The organism is Agrobacterium sp. ES01 (assembly GCF_050320885.1).
Classification (GTDB): Bacteria; Pseudomonadota; Alphaproteobacteria; order Rhizobiales; family Rhizobiaceae; genus Allorhizobium.
The window spans coordinates 45,075-66,275 of the sequence record NZ_JBNQTH010000004.1 but is presented as its reverse complement, the minus strand read 5'-3'; the positions used below and the strand labels follow the sequence as shown (position 1 = coordinate 66,275).

The window sequence follows — 21,201 nt, the reverse complement described above, 5'->3', positions numbered from 1 at the left end:
ATCCACCTCAGGAACATTGATGTACAGGCGCGGTATCGCGCCTGTATTCGTTTGCGTTTCGATTCAAGCGGCGTGTGCGCTTTGGCGGCGCTCGGAAACCAGTTGCTGGATTGATTGGGCAAGCTCCTCGCCCAGGTCTGCGCGCAGCATGGCAAAGGCCACATTGGCTTCGATGAACCCACGCTTGCTGCCGCAGTCGAAGGTGCGTCCGGTATACGGATGCGCGTGAAACGGCTGGCTTGCGGCAAGACGCTGCATGCTGTCTGTCAGCTGAATCTCATTGCCAGCCCCGCGCTCTTGCGATTCCAGCAAGTCGAAGATTTGCGGTTGCAGAATATAGCGACCATTGAGGTAGTAATTGGACGGCGCAACCGCAGGATCGGGTTTCTCGACCATGTCGGTGACCTGAACGCCGTGCTCCACACGATTACCTACGCCGATAATACCATAGCTGGATGTATCCTGCGGAGCGCATTCCTCGACCGCAAAAACGTTACCGCCAACTTCTTGATAGAGATCCATCAATCCCGCCATGCAACCGCGTGGCCCAAAGGACACCATGTCAGGAAGAAGGAGCGCAAAGGGCTCATTGCCGACCAGTTCTCGTGCGCACCATACTGCGTGACCAAGACCTAGCGGCGCTTGCTGGCGGGTGTAGGTAATGGTCCCCGCAAGCGGCAGCATCTTTTCAAGCTGCGCAACCTGTGCTGTCTTGCCGGCCTTCGTCAGCGAAGCCGTCAGCTCTGGAGAGGTATCGAAATAGTCCTCGATCGCCGCCTTGTTCCGGCTGGTGACGAAGATGATCTGCTCGATACCGGCCTGCAGGGCCTCATCCACCGCATATTGAACAACGGGACGATCAACAATCGTCAGCATCTCCTTGGGCGTGGCCTTCGTTGCGGGCAGGAAACGGGTGCCGTTGCCGGCGACCGGGATGACGGCCTTTCGTACGGGCTGCAAATTCGTCATGAATTCTGTCCTTTCTGGAGGCGTTTGCCCCATGCAGTTGGGAGGGAACCGGCGCCACTCAGGATCCGGTTTACGCGAACGGCAAGCGGCATTTTCAGGTGCCTCAAGGCACGAGGATGACCGATCGCCGTTTTGAGAACCCCACCGATAGATCTGTTCTTGATCTCACCGATCAGGGTAATGAAGGAACGCGCTTCAATAAGACTGCGGGTGCGCAAACGCTGCGCTTTTGCAGCGGCACCATGGAGTGTGAAGCGGTCGAGAAACAGTCGGTCGGACGCAAGCATCGCGTCCAGATGATGCGCTTCCAGGACGCGGGAAATGGAGCCTTGCCACAGATGATAGATATAGCCTGCAAGCGGCTCCACCGCGCATCTGCCGCCGCAGGCAAGCGCAGAAGCCAACAGCATGTAATCCTCGCCGATCTTCAGGCTTTCATCGAAGCAAAGCTGATGCCGCAGAAGGAAGCGACGGGCAAAGATGGGCTTCATATAACCGTAGTTGTAAGTCGCGCGAAAAATGATGTTGGACTGGATGAAATTTGCCAGTGACAACAAGTGAATACCCTGCAGATGGCGCTCTGCGAACATCGGCTTTGCCGGTCCGCCATCCATGGGCACCACATCGAGATTGTCGACGACGATATCGGCATTTTCCACGGCAGCACGGTCGATCATTCGCCGCAGCCGGCCCGGACGCACCTCGTCATCAGCATCCAGCACAGCGATCCAGCGGCCGCGGGCTGCTGATATTCCGGCATTGCGCGCCGCCGCCGGGCCTTGATTGTGCGCCTGCTGCAAAAGCGTCACGCGCGGATCCGCATACCCTTCCGCCAAAGCAACCGTGCCATCAGCGGAGCAATCGTCGACGACGATCACTTCGACGGTAACACCCGTCTGGGCAAGAGCGCTGTCGATTGCCCGAGCAAGTGTATCCTGCGCATTATAGGCCGCGATGACAAAACTGATATCCGGGCGCTCGCAGCTATCAATCATGATGCCTCCACGAAGCCATATTGGCGAATTTCCCGTTTACCGAAGAGTCCGGTGACAACGCCGGCATGAAGAGCGGCACGCAGCGCATATCTGTAGCGGGCTATGGGGAAGGGTACGGAGAGTGCCATCAGCAATGCACAGCAACCAAGCTTGCAGGACGCAATAAATGCCTGGACCATCCGAGCGGCCCCGTGATGCTGTGTCGCCAGAATACGCCCATGCGTCTGGCCGGAGCGAAAGCGCCTTTTGCTCAGCCAATCGAAGCTTTCGCGCTTGGCCGGAACCGGCTCCTCAAGCACTGCATTGGCAGCAAACGCAATTCGTCCGCCGTCTCGGGTCATCGCACTGAAGAACTGCGTGTCTTCACCACCGCTTTGCCCAAGCGCCAGATCGAAACGACGGTTCGACAGATACGGCGAGCGCATGTCGAGCAACACATTACAGGTGTAGCCGGTACGGATATGACCGTTAACCCACACGGGACGTGTCGAATGAAAGTCTCCCTTGCGCATCCAGCCAGGAGCACTGGCACTGTATATCGCGCGCACGGGACCGAGAACCGCATCGGCACCCGACTTTATATGCGCCTCATAGAGTTCGCTCAGCCAGGACGGTGCCGCGACTTCATCGTCGTCAATGAAGGCCAGGAATTCGCCATCGCTTTCCGTAAGGCATGCGTTACGCGCGATGGAAATATTGGACTTCGGGCAATGTACGTAGCTGATCGGAAACGGAGAATGCTCCCTCAAGCTATCAACCAAAACACGGGCGCTTGGACGCTCATCATTGTCGGCCACAATCAGACGGACTGCCACCCGATCGGGAACATCAAGAGCAAAAAGCGAGATAAGAGTTTCGCGCAGCTCCGGACGTCGGAAGGTGCAGACGGCAATATCAATGAAGACGTTGATCTGGGGTTCAGCTGTCAAGCGACCGCCCTCCTCTGCCTGAAGCTCAGCAGTTCGGACCAGAAACCAGTAGACCAGGCGAAATGCATGATCATCGCAGCGACAGCTGCGAGCACGCCATTGGGGTAGCGCTCCCAAACAGCCAGCCAGAAGCCGTAAGCCAGGCAAAGCGCGGCCCAAAGGAGGAATGGCAAGGCCGCAATCCAATAGAACACCGCCAACAGCAACCCCACGCAGACCGGCGCGACGGCCAGAGGGATCATCTGCCTGAGCTTCGGCAGCGTGCGATGCTTGAGAAGGTTGCGCGCACGGCCACGCCCATAGCCCATATATTGCCGAAAAAGCGCAGCCGCCGTCTTGCGTGGATAATAGATCATATAGGTTGCGCCTGTGAGCCATATGCGGAAACCGGCGCGTCGCAAGCGGTGGTCCAGCTCGGCGTCTTCATTATGACTGAACGTCTCGTCATATCCGCCAACTGTGCGGAAAGCGTCTATCCGCATCAGGGCGTGATGGGCATGGTCAACCCATTGTCCGCCGGCACCATCTCGGTGTTTCGATCCGCCATTGCCAAGCTTGGAGTTTTGCGCGACCGCTGCTGCGCTCTGAAAGCCTCCATCGCCCACTGTCTTCATGCCGACGGCAACAGAATCTGCCTGCGTGTCGATCGCTTCGCGTAAAAGCATCTGGCAATAATCCTCGGGATAACCGCCATGCGCATCGATCCGGATCAGATAGTCGCGATCTGCACCGTATCGGTCTACAGCAAGGTTCACCGCCGCCGACTGAAGCCGCTTGGGATTCTCAAGCAGAACAAGACCATCGATCTCTTGAGTGAGACGCGTCACGATCTGAGCCGTGCCGTCGGTACTGCCGCCATCGGCGACCACGATCAGCGCGTCCAAATTGGCCCGCCCCCTGCCCAGCTGCCGCAACAGTCCCTCGATATGTGCCGCCTCGTTAAGGCAGGGAATGACAATCAAAATTTTGATGTGCGTCATTTCATTGTTCCCCCATCCATTGCCTATCCACCCGCCGAAATAGCCGCCGCAGGAAACGGCTCTGATGCGCCGCCGGGGCGATCGCCCAGCTTTGAAAGCTTCGTCACCAGGGCTCGACCGTCCGTTGGCCCTGCAACCCAGGTCGAACGTTCAGTTTCTGCCATTCGCCCAAAGAGATCGCTGTAACGCGCGGGCGTCATGGCCTGGAATTCGCAGAGCAAGTCTTCAGGGTTCACCCGGTCGAGTGTCAGCCCAAGGTTACGTTGATCGAGAAACTTGCCCGTCTCCGTCGATTTCAAGGCAATCGGGATCGCTCCATGAACCGAACCTTCATAAAGCCGGTTCGGCAAAAGCCACTCGGAGTTGAGCCCCTCCTCGAAGAAATCGATCGCCCAGACGAAATGGACATCCGCATAGATGGAGCTTAGATCCTCCGGGTTGCGGTAGGCTCCGTGAAATTCGACGAAGGGTGCTGCCTGAACAATGCGCTCGAAATTCTCGAACTCGCTATCGGCTGGTCGACCGCGCATCACGATCTCGACACGGCCATTCATGCGGGCAGCAAAATCGGACAGGATCGCAAGAGACTTGCGGCAGCGAATGGCACCGAACCAGCCGATCCGCCAAGGTTCGCCGGTACGAGGCGCAGGCGGCGGAGCAGCAGTGTGAGGATCATCAGAAAGTTCCAGGACCTTGTTTTCGAGAAGCAAGGTTGGAAGATCGAGCGTCGAGCGCGGTTTGAAATAGTGCTCCACGAAAGCAGGTGAACTGGTAACCAGCAGCTTGGCCTTGCGTCCGAAATACCCTTCAAGAGCTCTCAGAAGTGTTCCCTTGAGACCGCGGTCGAGCAGCAGTCGATGAATGTCGAGGCACTCGTAGACGACAGGAATGCCACCGCCGAAGACGCTGGCGGCGCGCGCCGCCAAAGCCAGCATCTCGACATTGCGGGCGACGATCACATCCGGCCGCGGCACACCGGAAAGTCTGGATTTCAGGGACATCGCCGCCGACACGACGGCACCGATCCGTTGGACAAAACGAGCATCTTCGGTTCGGCCAAGCGCAATGGTCTGAACGTCAGCCTGGCCGTCCAGCAAGTTCTCGGCACGTTGAAAACCGGCAACTGTCACGCTTGCACCACCGCTGATCAGCATCAAGACGCGCCGCCGGATTGCAGCGTCTGCCAGATCATGGGCGAGATAGAGAATATGCGTCTTCACCGTTTTGAACTCCTCTGCACATCCAGCCGGCTTGAAACCGACAAAGGGAATCAGTCGAGCGTGCAAAGCACGGATTCAGGAAATTGGCAGTCGTCACCGCCCGCGGTGAAAGCGACGCGCTCGATCGTCATCGAGGCGGGTCCCTGATAGGCAAATGGACCCATCCAGTCCGCAAACGTGTCCGATCCCCAAAGGCTCAGGAATATCTTCTGGGCGTTGCTCGGGATCTTCGACTTGTCCGTAACCTCATGCACCATCTTGCTGTTGACTAAGTAGCGGATACGGTCAGGTTCCCAGATAAAGGCGTAATCATTGAAGGACTTATCTGCACCACCGGCAACCGGTATGAGCTTTTCGTTGCCACCCTTGGCGGAGACATACTGGTTGACCTGAACCTCGGATGTATTCTTGCCAAGAACTTCGAAGTCGATCTCGTCATGGGGCTTTTTGTCGGTTGGCCCGATATAGCTGAAGAAGGCCGAATTCAGTCCGGAGCCGGTCGCTGCTCTCATCCGCACTTCATAGGTGCCGTAGCCATAGCGTTGACGTGTCTGAACCTCTCCGCAGGCATAGTCCCGCTCCCCGGTGGCCGCTTTGGCAAAACCCAGCGTCAGATTTCCGGATTGCGCCTTCACTTGCCCTTTGGACCAGGTGCAATTTTGATGGTCACCGTTGCTCCAGCCGTCGGAAATGTACCAAAACGACGTATCCAGCGTGTCGAAGCTTTCAACAAAGGACGGACCAGACGCGAGCTGCTGGGCCGCGGCCTCTTGGGTTGCCGCAGCGGGCACGAAAACGCCAGCGAGCAGATAGATACTCAAGCGACGCGTGGGTTGGTTCTTGTGCATGTTGCACCTCTGCTTTTGGGCTCATCGTCAAACGAATGGGCGCCCTACGCCCTCAGGCGTGGGGCTGCGGCGGGGAACATCGGAAGACAATCGAGACTTGCGCCCACGGCTTCCGGTTAGAACCTGATAGAAAGACGGCAGGTACCGCGCGGTGAGGCTGTTGGAGATAGACAGAACTGCAAAGGTCGTAACGAGCGCCCCGCAATAGAAGACGGCATAGAACGCGTCGCCAAACATCCTGTTCCAGATCATCCACAAGACAACCAGCAGCGGGTAATGGGCGCAGAAAATCCAGAAACTCAGGCTGCCGGTATTGGCCAGACGCTGACCGAACGACGTCTTGATCAGCAATGCCGACAGCAGCCAGAACCCAAGCGCACCAATGATCGACAAGGCGTTACGTGCCAGATCGAGCCAGAAAGGAAAGTCCGGGCCTGCCTGATAGAGACCCGTCGCAAGCAGGGCAGCTGCACCAACCGTAACGAGCAATCCCAGCCACGCATGCCGATCGAGGCTTTTCACATCGATCCGATAGAGAGCCAGGCAGATGCCAAATGTGAAGCTGAAAAGGATCGACTTCTTCAAGACGAGACCAATCGTCAGCGTTGGCAGGATGGCGAGACAAAAGAGTATCGCGCAGGTCAAAAGCGGTTGGCGACGCACCAGGTAGGCAAGAACCGGCGACAGCAGGATGCAAATGAACAGATCACGCAGAAAATAGAGCGGGATGTTGACGGGAAAGTCTTCCGTTGCAAATGCAAGATTCAGCATGTCGCGCGCAGAAGACTGCCAGGCATCGGGGAAATATCCGACACCGATGTCGCGCGACTGCACCAACAGTACCAAGGCCAGAAGGCTCAGGTTCCAGATCAGAAACGGCGTCAGCACCGTCCTGAACTTGGATCGAAGTGTCGCGGCGTAATCGAACCCGTCCATGCCACGACGGAACAACAGGTAGCCCGAAATCGCACTGAGGCATGGCACGCCGATGCGAAAGAAACTGTCGCCCAGAAAAACGCGAAGCCAGTGAAAGGCATTGGCATCGGAAAGGAATGGGCTGGTCTGCAGATCATGAGGCACATGCACGAACACAATGCCGCAGATCAGGAATATGCGCATCAGATTGATACGGGAGGATATGTTCTGATCGACTGTCAACCGAGTCACCTCTTCTGGGTGATGCCTCCCAACATCACCGTGTAAATCAGAGCAGACTTGAGCCCGCGACATTCAGGATCAGGGTTACATCCGGAAAAAATGTGGCGATGCAGCAAAAAAATATGGGGCGGCCAGTTTAGACGTCAGAGCAAACGCTCGAGCGTTCTCTAATAAGCGCTGCAACACAAATGGATTGCGCTACTGAGGCAACTGCAATTTCTGCGGCATAAAAATTTTCACAGGCACTCGCAAAACGCCAATGACTGATGCGCATAGGACCTATTGCGTCACAAAACGGTACAAAGATCGCGAATTGAGGCCAAAACACGGCAGAAAGCGGCCCGCTTCGTTCAAGCCGCTGCGCCACTTCGTCGCGCAGCGACCAAACCTAGCAGCTTTCGCAGCAAGGATCGTTCCGTAAGGAGCAGAAGCAGCGCGTAAAGCACGCCTCCAACGAGCGCCCCGATCGCAAGCTCCAGCACAGCATTTTCAATACGCCCGTCCAGCGCCTGCAAAAGCAAACGAACGCAGACGGCCATAACAAGTGCGGATATCATCGACTTGCTGCTCGTCATCAGTCCCCGAAAAAACGGAATCTTGTCCACCCGGAAAACGACATAGGAATACCCGATGAGGGTCACGGCATTGACGACGCAAAGCGCAATCATGGCCTCGACCAGTCCGCCATGGGCCGCCGCCAGACCGACTGCACCAGTTGTCAGAATTGCGCGGATTACGGCAGACCAGAAAAGCACGCGCCCATGCCCGGTCCCCTTTAGATAGGGTATGAAGGTGCTGCAGGGCGTGACCAACGCTTTGGAAAAGGCAAGCAGCCCAAGCACTGGCCAGGCATGGACCCACTCCCGCCCGAAGATCACAAGCATTGCCGGTTCAGCCACAGCCCAAAGCCCGAACATGGCAGGTGCCAGCAAAACGGTCGTGACTTGGGTACTCAGCATCAGCGCATCGCTGCGTCGCTTTCGATCCCCTCCCATGACGCTGAAGGCCGGAAAGAGCACACCCATAACGGCCGACAATACCACCTGGTTGGGAATACTGGCAAAGCGGTTGGAAACGGAATATGCGCCGGCATCACCAAGACCAAGCACTCGACTGATGACGATCATCGGAGACTGAAAAGTCACGAAATTTGCGATTTCCGATCCCATCACGCCCGAACTGAACGACAGGAGCGGAACCAGCTTGCGCGGATGCATGATGGCGCGCGGCATGTACCCCGAAGCGAAATAGAGCCCGACCAAACGTATGATTGCCGAGGAAAAGAGCTGAACGACCAGAGCCCACACTCCGTAGCCGAGATAGGCCATCGCAACGGCAACAACGGCCGCGATTGATTCGGAAATCGTGCTCCACATCGCATCGCGACTGAAATTCATCCGCTTGGCCAGGATGCAATAGGCGATATCCCCTGAAAGCTGAATCGGGATCAGGAACGCCATGATGCGCAACAGACCGGCAGCCTCTGTCGCGCCCATCGCTGTGGCAAGCGGCACGGCGGCGAGGTAAATAATCAGCGACATTGCCATCGCCATGGCGAGATTTGCCCAGAAAACACTGTGCACGATGTCGATGTCATCGTCCTTCGCGACGATCAGCGCAGACGTCAATCCTGCCCCACCTATCATCGCCAGGAACTGCACGACTGTCAGCGCCACAGCCACCGCGCCGAACTGCTCAGGTGAAAGAAGCCGCGCAAGAATCGGCACCGTGACAAATTTCAGCCCGAATGTGGCTGTCTTTGAAAGAACGCTCCAGCCGACATTCGTCGTCACTGCCTTCAAGCCGTGAATTGGGGCCATGGTTCTAGGTCCTGTTTCTGGAGGGTGCCGAGACGACGACGGCAGGTCTGCCACATTTCCGATGCCGACCCATGTCGGCGGCTTTCAATAGTTTGAGATAGCAAGGGCAAAAAAATGGCGACATTCACAGTTGTAATTCCATTCTACCAAAAAGAGACCGGAATTTTGGGTCGCGCACTGCAATCCGTCTTCAGTCAAAGCTATCAGGATTTTGATATTTTGATCGTTGATGACGAATCACCGCTACCGGCGCAGACCGAAATCGACGCCCTTGATGAGACATCAAGATCACGCATCACGGTAATCAATCAACCCAATGCAGGCCCGGGCGGTGCACGCAATACCGGCCTCGACCACGTGTCACCTTCAACCAGTTATGTCGCCTTCCTCGATTCCGACGACATATGGACGCAGAATCATTTGAAGAATGCCGAGGCAAGCCTGAACCGATTTGGCGGAGACTGCTATTGGGCCTCCATGCAGGCCAGCGACGAATTTTATTATCATTTTGGCGTGGCGAAACTGTTGGAGACCGAAACGGTCATCACCCACAGCCAGACGCCTCTGGTCATAGAAGTTGCCGATCTTGCCAGTGCCATGCTGAAGAACTGGAGCTTTCTTCACCTCTCCTGCATGGTCATCGGCCGCAATATTTTCGAGACAGTGCGGTTTGACCCTTCCCTGCGTCTGGCCGCCGAAGATGTCCTCTTTTTCTGCGACTGTATCCTGGCATCGAAACGCGCTTTGCTGTGCGACGAAGCAGGTGCCATGCGCGGCACCGGGCTCAACATCTTCCACAGCATCGACAACCAGTCCCCCCAGTTTCTGCGCCAGCAATTCAATACCTGGGTAGCCCTGGATACTCTCGAAGGACGATTTGCGCGGCGACCCACCGACATAGCCTCGATTACCTCTTACAAGAACACCGCGCGACGACAGGCACTCTGGAGCCAAGCGGGGCGTGTGCGCGCAAGGAAGGCCCCAGATCTTGGCCTGTTGATGCGCTGGGCCTGGAGAGATCCGGCAATACTGCGCACCATGGTCGAACTTGGTACCGGAAAGCTCGCACGTGCAAGCTGATTGCAAACATCTGAACAGACACATCCCGAGGAGCGCGACATGAAGCCATATCACTGGGAATCGCATCACGGCAATTTCGGCGACGACCTTAATCTCTGGCTGTGGGATATCCTGTTGCCGGGCTTTCGCGAGGTCCATGATGAGACCCTGCTGGTCGGCGTCGGCACGGTCCTTAATCCTGTTCTTCTACCGCCCGGCATCCATAAACTGGTCATCGGCAGCGGCTACGGCTACGGCACGCCACCCGATATAGGTAACATCCGCGAATGGGATGTCCGCTGTGTGCGTGGCCCCAGGACTGCGGCTCGTCTGGGCCTGTCCCAGGACCGAGGCATTGTCGATCCGGCCGTCATGATAGCTGACATGCCTGAATTCCAGAACTTGCCCAAGCGCTACAAGAAGACCTTCATACCCCACTGGGAATCAGCGGAATTCGGCATGTGGCAATCTGTGTGCGAACCAGCAGGTCTCACCTATCTGGACCCGCGTGGCGAGGCAAAGGAAGTCATATCGCACATTGCGCAGTCGGAAATGATCGTGGCGGAATCGATGCATGGCGCAATCCTTGCCGATGCCTTCCGGGTGCCGTGGATTGCCGTTACAACATCGCGGTCGATCAACGATTTCAAATGGACCGACTGGGCCGAAAGCGTAGGAGTAACCTATCGGCCGCATCAAATTCCGGTATCAACGCGCGCCGAGGCAATCGCCAAGGGATCGCGTTTCTGGGGGATGAACTTCGACAGCACCAAGGTCGAGGGAACGCCAGATGGGATGGCAACGGACCAAACGGTCATCACCAGGTCGCAGCCATCGCAAACAGGCATTCGCGGCCTTGCCAAACAAATGCTGGCCACACCATCGATTTTGGCGCTGTGGCAGGCGAGCCGAGCAGAACCGCAATTGAGCCCTGAGGGTATTCTGGAAAATCAGAAATACCGGTTCCGCGAAGTCCTGGAAGGAATCCGGAAAGACTATTTCTGAACTGCTGGAACACCATCCAGCAGATAACGCAATCCAACCGGGGGGGCCGCCTCCCCGTCATCGGTTCGACGAAGCCCTGCCGTCTTGTCCCTGACAATTCCGCCAACGACTGCGGTCCAGGCACCCGGCCGCGTCAGCAATTGACTGAATGCGATCGCCAGGCCGCGTTCCCGCTTCGCATCGAGAAAAGCTCTCAATTCATAGCGATCGCGGATATGCCGCTCATGGCTGCGCAATGCATGCTCTACGTCCATCGGCAAATCTGTCTGAGAGAGAATGGCATTGTCCGCTTCAAAGAGTCGTCGAAGGTCATCCGTGCGGTGTTGGCCGCTCAGCGAATTCGCACGCACAACAGCGCCATAGCCGCAGTGTTCAATGACGGTATAGCGTGCCCCCTTGATCAGGGCCCTGAGATACAGGTCATAATCCTCACCAAGCCGCAGTGCCTCGTTGTAGCGCAAACCGTTCCTGTCGAGAAAACTCCGGCGCATGACGGGTTTCAGGAAACCGATCTCACCGCGCTGCACACCGGGCCTGGATATATTGCCCTCAATGAAATCGAGCGTGGATATCGCCCTTGCCCTCGACTGGAACATAGAGGGTGTTGCCGTACCGCCCGATTCCATGGTGAAGGCGATATTGTCGGCGATGAAATCCCAGTTGCTCTCCAACATCATCGGAGCGAAACGACCGGGAAAGAAATAGTCATCCGCGTCGAGGATTGCCAGCAAAGGCGCCTCGGACACCTTGATCGCATGATTGCGCGCAGCAGCAGGGCCGACATTTTCCGGCAAGGAAATCACGCGCAAACGACCGGATCCATCGTCGGATTGTTGAGCGACACGCGCTGTCTCGTCCGTTGATGCATCGTTGATGACGACGACTTCTCCAACCTCTTTTTCCTGAAGGGCCGAGCGAATAGCAACATCAATTGTGCCAGCAGCATTTTTGGCGGCAATGATCACGCAAACGGAAGCTTCGGCAGTCATGTCGCTGATCCTTTCGTGGATGCAATCAGACACATACTGCGCAAGAAAATGACCGAGATATGGAATTATCGATTTTTTGACCGTGTACTAACGGTCTGTAACCTTGAGTTTGGCCGGTGCATCACCGTGAAGTTCACCGCCAGAATCCTCACCCTTGCGGAGCTTTTTTTCCCGGCGCACGAGATAGAGAACACCGACGAAATACCCCACCTGCAGGATAATGGCACTGAGCACTGTCTGAAGCACTGCCGTGGCCAAAGATCCGGTCAACACGAAGGTTGCCCCTGCAAATACGACCAGGACAACGATCATGCTTAGAAATACGCGAGGTGCATACATGGCCTGTCCTCCCGGAACAAAAGCACAGTTTTCTTTGGTCTCTCGGCTCCTCTTCAAGCTGCTAAAGCATATTGGGCCGGATACGATGGTTCAAGGTCTTCTAGGCCGTCTATCGCACGAAGATCATGAAACTTTGGTAAGCTTCGGTACTAAAATCCGGGAGGAATGGCGACTGTGCCCAAATCGGGCCGCATTTAAGCCACGATTCGAGCTCAACTGCCCGCGCCAAGCAGTGCGATAGAGCCTTCACACAGAATTTTAATCAAATTTTGTTACCAAAAATGGTCAGCACTGAATTTTCAGGTTGCATTGCGACAAGGTATCGCAGTGCACAATTTTGCGTCATGTCACGGTAGAGTGAAGAATGCAATGCAGTCATTTCTGCAACCGATCAAACAGCTCAGGATTGCCGTAACAAGGTTTCGCTACACCTACGACTTGTACGTTACTCTATAGAGCAACCTCCTTGCGCGGCAATAATTGAATAATTTCACGCTATATTCCTGAGCACGCTTATTATGCTTGTCTCCCCACTTCACGCCACTGGATGCGCTGGCAGAGAATTAACCGAGGAAAGATTGCGGCCTATAAAAAGGCTTGCGAGCACCCAATTCCGGTCACAGACTTAGGGTCACATTACTCCGCATGACGCGCCATACAGGCACCGACCCATCGCAACATAAGTGGAGTTAACTCTATGAAGTCAGCGACACGTTCGGCCGGATCGCCGTTCCTCAGATCCGAGCAGGCTTCCATCCCCAACCCGACCGGAGGCTTCGCCAAGCGCACCTTTGACATCACCGCCGCTCTTTCGGCGTTGATCATCTTCAGCCCCATCTTTCTGCTCATCATGGCACTGGTGAAATTTTCAGATGGCGGATCCATGTTTTACGGCCACCGCCGCGTCGGCCACAATGGACGCTCCTTCAAATGCCTCAAGTTCCGCACGATGGTGCCGAATGGAGATGAGGTTTTACGCCAACATATACAGTCCGATCCCAAGGCTGCAGAAGAATGGCGCGCCACACGAAAGCTCAAGGACGATCCGCGCGTGACCACCGTTGGAAGCGTTCTGCGCAAGTTGAGCCTCGACGAACTTCCCCAACTGATCAATATCATTCGAGGAGATATGAGTGTTGTCGGTCCGCGTCCCGTCGTGGACGACGAATTGGGACTCTACGAAACCGCCGCGATTTTCTATCTCCAGACCCGACCGGGATTGACTGGCTTGTGGCAAATCAGCGGTCGCAATGACGTTTCCTATGAAACCCGCATCGCCTTCGATACGCATTATGTCGAGAACTGGTCCTTCGTCCGGGACATCGTTATCATCGCCAAGACAATTCCTGCCGTGTGCCAGTCACGCGGCAGCTACTGATCGCAGAAATCCTCACAATCGACAGATGGATTGAAGGCCGCAGGCTGTCGCCTCCGGCCGGGCGGATCACGCGAAAAGCGAGACATAAAATGAAGAACTTGAAGTCGACCCTGCGCCGGCGTTTTACTGTATTGTGCATGGCAGGAGCCGCATTTGTCGTGGCAGGCTCCGCTTTTGCCCAAGATGGAGAATACCACCTCGGTGTCATGGATCAGTTGAAGATCCGTGTCGCCCAATGGCAGCCAGCCGAAGGATTGATCCGCGACTGGGAAGGCGTGGGCGGCGATTACCGGATTGGCCCGACGGGCTTCATATCATTACCCTTCGTCGGTGAAGTCAAAGCGGCCGGGCGTACAGCCACCGAAGTCTCCAGCGAGATAGGCGAGCGCCTTCAGAATGAGCTGGCTCTCAGAACGATGCCCTCGGCCTCGGTCGAAATTGTGGAATTTGGTCCAATCTTTCTGGCCGGCGACGTACAGACTCCGGGCGAATATAAATATGCGCCGAACCTCACTGTTCTAAAAGCCGTGAGCCTTGCAGGTGGACTACGTCGTGCTGATAAAGGCCAGCGTTTCGCACGTGATTTCATCAGCGCCAGTGGTGACGCCGCCGTTCAGGATTCCGAGCGCGACAGGCTTCTGGCCCGCCAGGCCCGACTGATGGCAGAGATCAACGGATCCGACGAAATCAAGATGCCGGCGGAACTGGAAAAAGTGGACGGTGCCCAGCGCCTGATCGACAGCGAGACCGCGCTGATGAAGTCACGGCGCCAGCGCTATGAATTGCAACTGACGGCGCTGGCTGATCTCCAATCCCTCCTTCAAAACGAAATTGAATCGCTTTCCCAAAAGGGAATAACTCAAAAAGAACAGCTTGACCTGATCAACAAGGACCGCGAGCGGATCGGTCGATTGAAAGAACAGGGCCTCACGACCAGCAACCGCCAGCTGTCAATTGTGGGCCGCGCAGCCGACGTGGAAGGGACCCTGCTCGATATCGATACCGCAACATTGCGAGCCAAGCAGGATATCAGCAAGGCCAAGCAGGACGAGATAAACCTTCGCAATGACTGGGAAGCACAGCGTGCAAAGGAGCTACAGGACACGGAAGCCGAACTGGAAAAACTCGCCCTGAAGCTTTCGACGAACCGGCAACTGATGTCTGAGGCGCTCGAACAATCTGCCGAGTCGATGAAATACGATGCCATGGGCAAGGCAAGCCAGGTCAAATATACAATTGTCAGGGACGAAGGCGAAGGCCCCAAAGAGATCGCGGTCGACGAAACCGTTCAGCTGCAACCCGGCGACGTGGTCAAGGTGGCGTCGGAAGTCTTGATGCAGTGAGGCTTTCATGAGGATCGCCAAAAGTCATCTCGTGGACCCCGAAAGAAACCAGTTCTACGGCATTGCCGCCGTCGCGCTCTCGTTTTTCATCTTCGCCTATTCCACGCGGTTTGGCCAGATTTCCATTCTCGCCTATTATGCAGTCTGGTTTCCGCTCGTGCTGGTGGATTACCGCCGGGCACTCGGAAATTACCTTCGCTATGTATGGCTGTTCGCTTTTGCCATTTTTTGCTTCCTGTCGTCCTTCTGGTCGATGGCGCCATCGGTCTCGTTGCGCGCATCCATACAGTATTTGACCCATGTCATCTGTGCACTGATTGCCATGCGCGTACTGGCACCGCGAACGCTGGCACTGGGCGGTGTTGTGGGATGCGCAGCGGTGCTTCTCTACTCCCTGCTGTTTGGCCGTTATCTCTATGACGTGCTGGACGGCAGCTATTCTTTCGTGGGCGCGTTTTCATCGAAAAATCAGCTCGGTTTCTTCGCCTCTCTCGGAATCCTGTTCTCCTATGGTGCAGTGATGATTTTCCGCGAGCGGGGCCTGTGGTTCATCGGCACATTAATGGCCGGCCTGCTCTCCTGTTATGCTCTCATGGCATCGAAATCAGCGACATCAGTCTTGACCACACTTGCGGTGACCGGCTTGAGCCTTGTCATGCAGATGAGCCTTTATCTGGCTCCCCGCCAGCGGCGCGTGCTGTTTGCTGTGGCAATTGTTTTTGGCGGCGCGCTGGTGACGGCATCGCTGCAATTTGGTGTCATGGACGCCGTTTTGGGCGCTTTCGGAAAGGATTCGACCCTCACGGGCCGAACCTATCTATGGCAGCAGGGTATTTTGGCCGCAAGCGACACACCATGGTTCGGCGTCGGCTATCAGGGCTATTGGGTGCAGGGCTTTGCAGAGGCTGAACGTCTCTGGAACGATTTCTACATCGCGTCCCGCAGCGGCTTTCATTTCCATAATACCTGGATCGAAACCATGGTTGAGACCGGCGCGCTTGGCACGTTTACGCTCGCACTCGTATTGCTGACCTCGCTGCTCGGCCATCTGCGCCGTTTCCTGATGTTGGAACGCAGCGAAAGCGCATTGCTGTTCTTCGCCATCTCGGCACTTCTGCTGGTCCGTTCCTTCGTGGAGATCGACATCATTTTCTCCTATCAGATAGGCTCTTTCCTGCTCTACCTCGCAGCAGGAAAGCTGACGATCGCTGAACGGCAGAACCTCAAGCTCTTTCCCTTACGTCGGCCAATGCCTGCATATGCGGTGACGCAGCTCGGCTAACCGCAAGGGCTCCACCTGCCACCCATTGAAAGCCCGCACCATTGCAACTGAAAAAGCCCCGGCGAGTTGCCGGGGCCTGTTGCGCCCTATTTTCAAAGCTGTGAAATCGACAGCTCAGCCCCGGAAGAAGGGCGAAATGCAGAGCTTGCGTGGACCGTTGAACGGCTGGAATGTGTTGTCGTAGTCCCGATAGCTGCGGTAATTGCTGTAACACCAAGTGACGTGCTGGGACCCGTATTTCGAGCGGACAATAATCCTGTTGTTGTAATGATTATGGTGGTGGTGATGGTGACCACGAATATGGAAGCCAAAGCCGCCAGCCGACGCCGTGGTCGCGGTAACTGCGGAAGCGGCAGTTGCGATTGCAGCGACAGTCATGATGGAAAGAATGGTTTTCTTGAACATTGCAGATCTCCTTTGGTTTTCCTGTGGCGTCGTTTCCGTCCGCCGATGACCAAAACCTAAGGGAAACCGACCGGCCCCACCTGTGATGTTCGACACAGCCGAACGGGGCCTGCAAAAAAACCTTTCGCGTCCTCACTCTCCTTCTGCAAGATCTCCCAGTTTCTCCCGATCACGCAATATCAACCAGCCATCCTTGAGCTCCACAAGGCCCGCACTCTGCCACTTCTTCAGGCAGCGGTTCACATTCTCGCGTGTGTTGCCAATCATCTTGGCTATTTCGGACTGGGAGAGCGACAGTCGGCTCAAGGGCTTGTCTGCACTGGCGGGTGCGGCGACCGTCAAACGCAACAAGAGTCGCGCAAGACGAGAGGGAAGATCTAGAAACGCAATCTCGATCATTCGCTCGTCCGAACGCCTGACACGCTCGCACAACAGTTCAATCAGCTTGATCGAGAGCTTGGGATTGCGCTGAAGGATATCCAGCAGGCTGCGGCGCTCCACCACCACCAGTGCACAATTGGTCAACGCACGGACATTGGCCGACCGCTCGCCGCCATCCAGCAAGGCGATTTCGCCAAAAACCTCGCCGGCGCGAAGTTCCGACAGGGTCATGTCCCGTCCACCGGGCGTGACGATATCGACGCGCACGCTGCCTTCGGCAATGGCCATCATGCTTTGACCGGCAGCGCCCATTGTGAAAATTACCTCACCTGCCCGATAGCGTTTCACATGAGCAAAGGATGCGAGTTCACGCTTGCTCTGCTCGTCCAATGCCCTGAAGATAAAGCTGCGGCCGAGAAGTTCTTCCTTGTTCAAACTCTGATCGTCGCTCATTAAACAGGTCCGCGTTTTTGTGTGTGTTGCCCGTCACCGTATCGATGGCGGACATGGAAATAACTGCAATAATGTTGTCGCAACTTTTAAGGCAGCAAGCCTTCTTTGTTAAACCAAGAGAGAGAGTCATGCGAACAGGAACTGTCAGAAAATTCCTGGCCCCGATTTGTTTCCTCATTTTGTTGCCATCAGTGTCATTCGCGCAAGGGAAAGGTGCCTGCACGCAAACCCAACTCGGCGATCCACCGCGTATTGTTTATCGGTGTGAAAGCGGTCTGGTTGTCGAGGCGGAGGCTGCTGCTGCCCTGCAGATCGAAGGGCAGCAGGACCAGAACAGACCCGGTGAAATGCGGCTGGACAGCGACGCTGCATTGATTGAGGTCAAGCCAGGCAATGGTCCGTTCCAGATATTGACTCCGCATGCGATCGCGGCCGTGCGCGGGACGATTTACGCTGTCGACGTCCATGACGACATGACGTCGGTTTTCGTCGTAAGAGGCGGGGTGTCTGTCTCAAGACCGGATGGCTCTGACACCGTTTTACTCGGCCCCGGACAAGGCGTTAACGTTTCCGATGGCCAACCCCTTGTCGTTACGACATGGCCTCAGGCCAGAGTAGCAAGCCTGATGGCCCGCTTTGGCCGATGAGATCACGTCTTCCGGTCTGGCTTCTGATCGCCCTGTTGTTGGCGGGCGGGCTCTGGGCGACATGGCTCGGAACACGTCACCTCGACGGCACGGCGAGCATTCTCGATCGAGCCGAAACCGTCCTGCTGGATCTCAGAATTCAGATCAAGGGCGGACGGGAACCTCCGGACGACGTCGTGATTGTCGCAATTGACGATGAGACGCTCGCGCATTCCAACAGCTACCCGATAGACCGGGCCGATCTCGCCCGCCTGCTGGACAAGGTGCGAGAAGCCGGGGCCAAAGCTATGGGCATAGATGTGCTTCTTCTCGGCGCGTCCGATCAGAAGTCCGATACGGCTCTGGCAAAAGCGCTGGCCTCGCTACCAACCGTGATCGCAGGTGCAGCGCAGTTCAAGACCGACAACCGGTACAGTGGCTACGTACCTGCGCCGGATAGCGTATTGCGGCCCCTGCCCGCCTTGGCGAAGTCAGCCGCCATTGGCCTCGTCAACGTCGCGACGGATTCCGGCGGTACGCCAAGACAGATACCGATGATCTTCAAGACGGCTGTTGGCCCTGAGCCCTCACTCGCCTTGCGTGCCGTCGATCTCTACCTGGACACAGCACCCACACTGGCATCGGAGGGGTTACGTTTTGCGACCCATGAACAGCCACTGGATCTGGGCTGGCACCTGCCGCTCAACTATTACGGCCCGGCAGGAACAATCCAAACGGTCAGTGCGCAGTCACTGTTTGACGGATCGGGTTTTAATCCAGAAATCGCGGGAAAGCTTGTCCTTGTGGGCGTGACAGCAACAGGCGTTGGCGACCGCTTTGGAACGCCATTCGATCAGATCCTCCCCGGGGTCGAGGTGCTGGCAACCGGCGCCTCCAACCTGCTGGATGGATCGGCACTCATCCGGGACACCTCCATTCGCACAATCGACATGATTGCAGCGATTGCGATCACCCTCATCGGCATGCTGACAGTCTCTCTGCTACCGCTCGCCACCGCCTCAATTTTTTTTATCCTGATCATTTCAGGTTGGCTTATCGCGACCTCCTTTGCATTTGCCAGCAATTATTGGCTGAGTGGTGCTTTGCCTCTTGCCGCCAGCATACCGCCGGTCATTGCTCTGGCCATCATTCGCCAGATATTCGTGCGCTATGCGATGCTGCAACTCGAGCGAGCCAAGGCAGCACTGAGCCGCTTCCAATCACCGGCCGTTGCCAGGCGCATTGCCGAAGATCCGTCTTTTCTGCGAACTCCGACCGAGCAGCAAGCAGCCATCCTGTTCATTGACCTGGCCGGCTACACGGGCCTCAGCGAACGCCTTGGACCGGTGAAGACCCGTGACATGCTGAAGGCGTTCCACACCATCGTCGTCAATGAAACGAGCAAGCATTCCGGTCTCGTGATGGACTTCATGGGCGACGGCGCGATGATCGCCTTCGGAATTCCGGACGCAACAAACAAAGATGCTGGAAATGCCGTCAATGCGGCCTTCGACCTTGCCAACGCCGTGTCCGACTGGATCGCCCAATCGGGCCTGTCGCAAGATGTCAGCAATGTCAGGGTTGGCGGCCATTTCGGCACTGTTGTCTTGTCGAGGCTGGGTCATGAAAACCAGCAACAGATTGCCGCCACTGGCGATTGCGTCAATGTGGCCAGTCGTCTGCAGGACGTCGGCAAGTCGCATCAGGCTTCAATTGTCCTGTCGGACGACCTTTTCGCTGCTGCACAGCAAACGCGCATGGTCTCCAGAACGCCCCCGCGCACTGAGACCGTGGCGATACGCGGTCGACAGAAAGACCTCGACGTGGCCCTTTGGACTGCAGCCCAGGCTGCAAATCGCGGCGGATGAAATCTCTCCCCATTGATAAAGCAAACCCACAAGAACAAAGCCGCCCTCCAGCGAAACTGGAAGGCGGCCTATAGGCATCTCATTGCGCGAATGCGTTAGAGACGAATGATCGGGCAACCGTGTTCATTGGCGAAGACCACTCTGACAACATGGTTATGACGGAAGCCTTTGACGACAACCTTGTGGTCATTGAAACGAACCACATGCGCATTGCGGACTCCAAAGAAGCGCGCAATCCTGACAGCCTTGAACGGTGTGCAGGCGCTACCGTGAAAGCCGACATTGCTGTGAAACTTGAAATGTCCCGCAAAGGCCGCCGGCGCAGTAGCGACCAGCGCGGACGTCACGATGATGGCAGCGGTGGCAACAGAGGCAATGGATTTCTTGAACATGGTCGGTTCCCTATGGCTTGCGCAGAGGCGATGTGCCGTCTGCCGATAACCACACCATAGTCAGCTCCGATCACCTCACCTGTGTCGGGCAGCACACCCGCGCGAAGGAAGTGCCGCAAGCCGAGCGGCCACGATACGTCACCAAAGCCAAGGCGAGTGATTTTGCGATTGCGGACATGCTCAGTTTTGCTCGGCTTCAGCGAATGCCTCGAATTCCTCTCCCTTGATCATATGGATCTGCTCATCGCGGGAATGCGAAATACCGAGCCGTTCGTAAAAGCTCTGAGCCTTGGTATTTTCGACGTCGACGGACAGGCGCAGGTAGCGCGCGCCCTTACGCCGTCCTCGGCGTGCTGCTTCGCACAACAATCGCTCTCCGACGCGTCGGCCCCGAAACGCCTCTTCCACAAATAGGTCCTGCACATAGACACCCCGTTCGCCGCGCCATGTGGAAAAACTGGCAAAACTCAGACAGAGCCCGGCAAAGACCCTGTCGACCTCGGCAATCAGCGTCTCGAATGCCGGATCCTTGCCAAAACCGTGGCTCAGCACATCCGGAACGCTTGCCACCATTTTTTCTTCAGTGCCTCTGGAACGCGCCAGCGAAACGAGTGCCTTGTGGATCAACTCTGCGTCGCCCGGCCCCGCTACCCTGATCGTAACCTCGTCAGCCATCATCGCTCCTGAACAAATTTCTGTCATCATCAACCGGGCGCAGCATATGGCATGCTTCAACCGCAACCGCCACCTCCTGTCGGTGCG

General features: G+C 56.4%; 20 protein-coding genes and 1 pseudogene. 7 read left to right on the top strand and 14 right to left on the bottom strand.

All coding sequences use genetic code 11. The features are described from left to right. Positions 1-63: 63 nt before the first annotated feature. The 8 genes from ACQQ2Q_RS13245 to ACQQ2Q_RS13210 all read right to left on the bottom strand — a co-directional run bounded on the left by ACQQ2Q_RS13245 (position 64) and on the right by ACQQ2Q_RS13210 (position 8,919). Entirely contained in the window at positions 64-969 is a 906-nt protein-coding gene (locus ACQQ2Q_RS13245) for a UTP--glucose-1-phosphate uridylyltransferase (RefSeq protein ID WP_428187571.1), read from the bottom strand. Next, on the bottom strand, positions 966-1,964 hold the full coding sequence (locus ACQQ2Q_RS13240; RefSeq protein WP_428187570.1) for a glycosyltransferase family 2 protein: 999 nt from the start codon (positions 1,962-1,964) through the stop codon (positions 966-968). The genes ACQQ2Q_RS13245 and ACQQ2Q_RS13240 overlap by 4 nt, the downstream gene beginning before the upstream one ends. After that, positions 1,961-2,893, bottom strand: a complete 933-nt coding sequence (locus ACQQ2Q_RS13235; protein WP_428187569.1) for a glycosyltransferase family 2 protein — start codon at positions 2,891-2,893, stop codon at positions 1,961-1,963. Before ACQQ2Q_RS13235 ends, ACQQ2Q_RS13240 begins: the two co-directional genes overlap by 4 nt. Beyond that, positions 2,890-3,873: a glycosyltransferase family 2 protein gene (locus ACQQ2Q_RS13230; protein ID WP_428187568.1), complete on the bottom strand. Its 984-nt coding sequence runs from the start codon at positions 3,871-3,873 to the stop codon at positions 2,890-2,892. Before ACQQ2Q_RS13230 ends, ACQQ2Q_RS13235 begins: the two co-directional genes overlap by 4 nt. A 23-nt stretch (positions 3,874-3,896) precedes the next feature. Next, entirely contained in the window at positions 3,897-5,093 is a 1,197-nt protein-coding gene (locus tag ACQQ2Q_RS13225; RefSeq protein ID WP_428187567.1) for a glycosyltransferase, read from the bottom strand. A gap of 50 nt (positions 5,094-5,143) precedes the next feature. Continuing rightward, a complete protein-coding gene (locus tag ACQQ2Q_RS13220; RefSeq protein WP_428187566.1) occupies positions 5,144-5,941 on the bottom strand; it encodes a glycoside hydrolase family 16 protein in 798 nt (265 codons plus the stop codon). A 27-nt stretch (positions 5,942-5,968) separates the two neighbouring features. After that, positions 5,969-7,099: an acyltransferase family protein gene (locus ACQQ2Q_RS13215; RefSeq protein ID WP_428187565.1), complete on the bottom strand. Its 1,131-nt coding sequence runs from the start codon at positions 7,097-7,099 to the stop codon at positions 5,969-5,971. A 350-nt stretch (positions 7,100-7,449) separates the two neighbouring features. Next, the gene (locus ACQQ2Q_RS13210; protein WP_428187564.1) at positions 7,450-8,919 is read right to left on the bottom strand and encodes a lipopolysaccharide biosynthesis protein; all 1,470 of its coding nucleotides are present in this window, start codon (positions 8,917-8,919) and stop codon (positions 7,450-7,452) included. Between the two features lie 114 nt (positions 8,920-9,033). Between ACQQ2Q_RS13210 and ACQQ2Q_RS13205 the strand changes: the two genes are divergently transcribed. Both ACQQ2Q_RS13205 and ACQQ2Q_RS13200 read left to right on the top strand, forming a co-directional pair. Continuing rightward, complete coding sequence (locus ACQQ2Q_RS13205) at positions 9,034-9,999, top strand: glycosyltransferase family 2 protein (RefSeq protein WP_428187563.1); 966 nt, start codon at positions 9,034-9,036, stop codon at positions 9,997-9,999. Between the two features lie 39 nt (positions 10,000-10,038). Continuing rightward, positions 10,039-10,983 (top strand): polysaccharide pyruvyl transferase family protein, encoded by a 945-nt coding sequence (locus tag ACQQ2Q_RS13200; protein WP_428187562.1) that lies wholly within the window; start codon positions 10,039-10,041, stop codon positions 10,981-10,983. Here ACQQ2Q_RS13200 and ACQQ2Q_RS13195 read toward each other — a convergent pair. Both ACQQ2Q_RS13195 and ACQQ2Q_RS13190 read right to left on the bottom strand, forming a co-directional pair. Beyond that, a complete protein-coding gene (locus ACQQ2Q_RS13195) occupies positions 10,974-11,972 on the bottom strand; it encodes a glycosyltransferase family 2 protein (RefSeq protein WP_428187561.1) in 999 nt (332 codons plus the stop codon). The genes ACQQ2Q_RS13200 and ACQQ2Q_RS13195 overlap by 10 nt on opposite strands. 87 nt (positions 11,973-12,059) lie before the next feature. After that, positions 12,060-12,311 carry an exopolysaccharide production repressor protein gene (locus ACQQ2Q_RS13190; protein WP_428187560.1) on the bottom strand — a complete coding sequence of 84 codons (252 nt, stop codon included), beginning with the start codon at positions 12,309-12,311 and terminating at the stop codon, positions 12,060-12,062. Positions 12,312-13,008: 697 nt separating this feature from the next. Between ACQQ2Q_RS13190 and ACQQ2Q_RS13185 the strand changes: the two genes are divergently transcribed. From ACQQ2Q_RS13185 to ACQQ2Q_RS13175, 3 genes are all read left to right on the top strand, one after another. Next, positions 13,009-13,689: a sugar transferase gene (locus tag ACQQ2Q_RS13185; RefSeq protein ID WP_428187559.1), complete on the top strand. Its 681-nt coding sequence runs from the start codon at positions 13,009-13,011 to the stop codon at positions 13,687-13,689. An 89-nt stretch (positions 13,690-13,778) separates the two neighbouring features. Next, entirely contained in the window at positions 13,779-15,032 is a 1,254-nt protein-coding gene (locus tag ACQQ2Q_RS13180) for a polysaccharide biosynthesis/export family protein (RefSeq protein ID WP_428187558.1), read from the top strand. 7 nt (positions 15,033-15,039) lie between these two features. Beyond that, positions 15,040-16,314 (top strand): O-antigen ligase family protein, encoded by a 1,275-nt coding sequence (locus ACQQ2Q_RS13175; protein WP_428187557.1) that lies wholly within the window; start codon positions 15,040-15,042, stop codon positions 16,312-16,314. A gap of 114 nt (positions 16,315-16,428) precedes the next feature. Here the strand turns inward: ACQQ2Q_RS13175 and ACQQ2Q_RS13170 are convergent. Both ACQQ2Q_RS13170 and ACQQ2Q_RS13165 read right to left on the bottom strand, forming a co-directional pair. Further along, positions 16,429-16,554 (bottom strand): annotated as a pseudogene (locus ACQQ2Q_RS13170) (BA14K family protein); the annotation flags it as partial. Positions 16,555-16,851: 297 nt separating this feature from the next. Then, the gene (locus ACQQ2Q_RS13165; RefSeq protein ID WP_428187556.1) at positions 16,852-17,553 is read right to left on the bottom strand and encodes a Crp/Fnr family transcriptional regulator; all 702 of its coding nucleotides are present in this window, start codon (positions 17,551-17,553) and stop codon (positions 16,852-16,854) included. A gap of 53 nt (positions 17,554-17,606) precedes the next feature. On the opposite strand from ACQQ2Q_RS13165, the gene ACQQ2Q_RS13160 reads away from it, so the two are divergent. Next, positions 17,607-18,200 carry a FecR domain-containing protein gene (locus ACQQ2Q_RS13160; protein WP_428187555.1) on the top strand — a complete coding sequence of 198 codons (594 nt, stop codon included), beginning with the start codon at positions 17,607-17,609 and terminating at the stop codon, positions 18,198-18,200. Continuing rightward, positions 18,197-20,047, top strand: a complete 1,851-nt coding sequence (locus tag ACQQ2Q_RS13155) for a CHASE2 domain-containing protein (protein WP_428187554.1) — start codon at positions 18,197-18,199, stop codon at positions 20,045-20,047. Before ACQQ2Q_RS13160 ends, ACQQ2Q_RS13155 begins: the two co-directional genes overlap by 4 nt. A 95-nt stretch (positions 20,048-20,142) precedes the next feature. Here ACQQ2Q_RS13155 and ACQQ2Q_RS13150 read toward each other — a convergent pair whose 3' ends face one another. Both ACQQ2Q_RS13150 and ACQQ2Q_RS13145 read right to left on the bottom strand, forming a co-directional pair. Next, a complete protein-coding gene (locus tag ACQQ2Q_RS13150; RefSeq protein WP_428187553.1) occupies positions 20,143-20,439 on the bottom strand; it encodes a hypothetical protein in 297 nt (98 codons plus the stop codon). A 180-nt stretch (positions 20,440-20,619) separates the two neighbouring features. Next, entirely contained in the window at positions 20,620-21,114 is a 495-nt protein-coding gene (locus ACQQ2Q_RS13145) for an N-acetyltransferase family protein (protein ID WP_428187552.1), read from the bottom strand. Positions 21,115-21,201: the final 87 nt, after the last annotated feature.

Excerpts from the sequence above, each read along its gene's own strand:
- ACQQ2Q_RS13245 (WP_428187571.1), bottom strand. The coding sequence starts at position 969 with ATGACGAATTTGCAGCCCGTACGAAAGGCCGTCATCCCGGTCGCCGGC.
- ACQQ2Q_RS13240 (WP_428187570.1), bottom strand. The coding sequence starts at position 1,964 with ATGATTGATAGCTGCGAGCGCCCGGATATCAGTTTTGTCATCGCGGCC.
- ACQQ2Q_RS13230 (WP_428187568.1), bottom strand. The coding sequence starts at position 3,873 with ATGACGCACATCAAAATTTTGATTGTCATTCCCTGCCTTAACGAGGCG.
- ACQQ2Q_RS13220 (WP_428187566.1), bottom strand. The coding sequence starts at position 5,941 with ATGCACAAGAACCAACCCACGCGTCGCTTGAGTATCTATCTGCTCGCT.
- ACQQ2Q_RS13210 (WP_428187564.1), bottom strand. The coding sequence starts at position 8,919 with ATGGCCCCAATTCACGGCTTGAAGGCAGTGACGACGAATGTCGGCTGG.
- ACQQ2Q_RS13205 (WP_428187563.1), top strand. The coding sequence starts at position 9,034 with ATGGCGACATTCACAGTTGTAATTCCATTCTACCAAAAAGAGACCGGA.
- ACQQ2Q_RS13200 (WP_428187562.1), top strand. The coding sequence starts at position 10,039 with ATGAAGCCATATCACTGGGAATCGCATCACGGCAATTTCGGCGACGAC.
- ACQQ2Q_RS13195 (WP_428187561.1), bottom strand. The coding sequence starts at position 11,972 with ATGACTGCCGAAGCTTCCGTTTGCGTGATCATTGCCGCCAAAAATGCT.
- ACQQ2Q_RS13190 (WP_428187560.1), bottom strand. The coding sequence starts at position 12,311 with ATGTATGCACCTCGCGTATTTCTAAGCATGATCGTTGTCCTGGTCGTA.
- ACQQ2Q_RS13185 (WP_428187559.1), top strand. The coding sequence starts at position 13,009 with ATGAAGTCAGCGACACGTTCGGCCGGATCGCCGTTCCTCAGATCCGAG.
- ACQQ2Q_RS13180 (WP_428187558.1), top strand. The coding sequence starts at position 13,779 with ATGAAGAACTTGAAGTCGACCCTGCGCCGGCGTTTTACTGTATTGTGC.
- ACQQ2Q_RS13175 (WP_428187557.1), top strand. The coding sequence starts at position 15,040 with ATGAGGATCGCCAAAAGTCATCTCGTGGACCCCGAAAGAAACCAGTTC.
- ACQQ2Q_RS13165 (WP_428187556.1), bottom strand. The coding sequence starts at position 17,553 with ATGAGCGACGATCAGAGTTTGAACAAGGAAGAACTTCTCGGCCGCAGC.
- ACQQ2Q_RS13160 (WP_428187555.1), top strand. The coding sequence starts at position 17,607 with ATGGAAATAACTGCAATAATGTTGTCGCAACTTTTAAGGCAGCAAGCC.
- ACQQ2Q_RS13155 (WP_428187554.1), top strand. The coding sequence starts at position 18,197 with ATGAGATCACGTCTTCCGGTCTGGCTTCTGATCGCCCTGTTGTTGGCG.
- ACQQ2Q_RS13150 (WP_428187553.1), bottom strand. The coding sequence starts at position 20,439 with ATGTTCAAGAAATCCATTGCCTCTGTTGCCACCGCTGCCATCATCGTG.
- ACQQ2Q_RS13145 (WP_428187552.1), bottom strand. The coding sequence starts at position 21,114 with ATGGCTGACGAGGTTACGATCAGGGTAGCGGGGCCGGGCGACGCAGAG.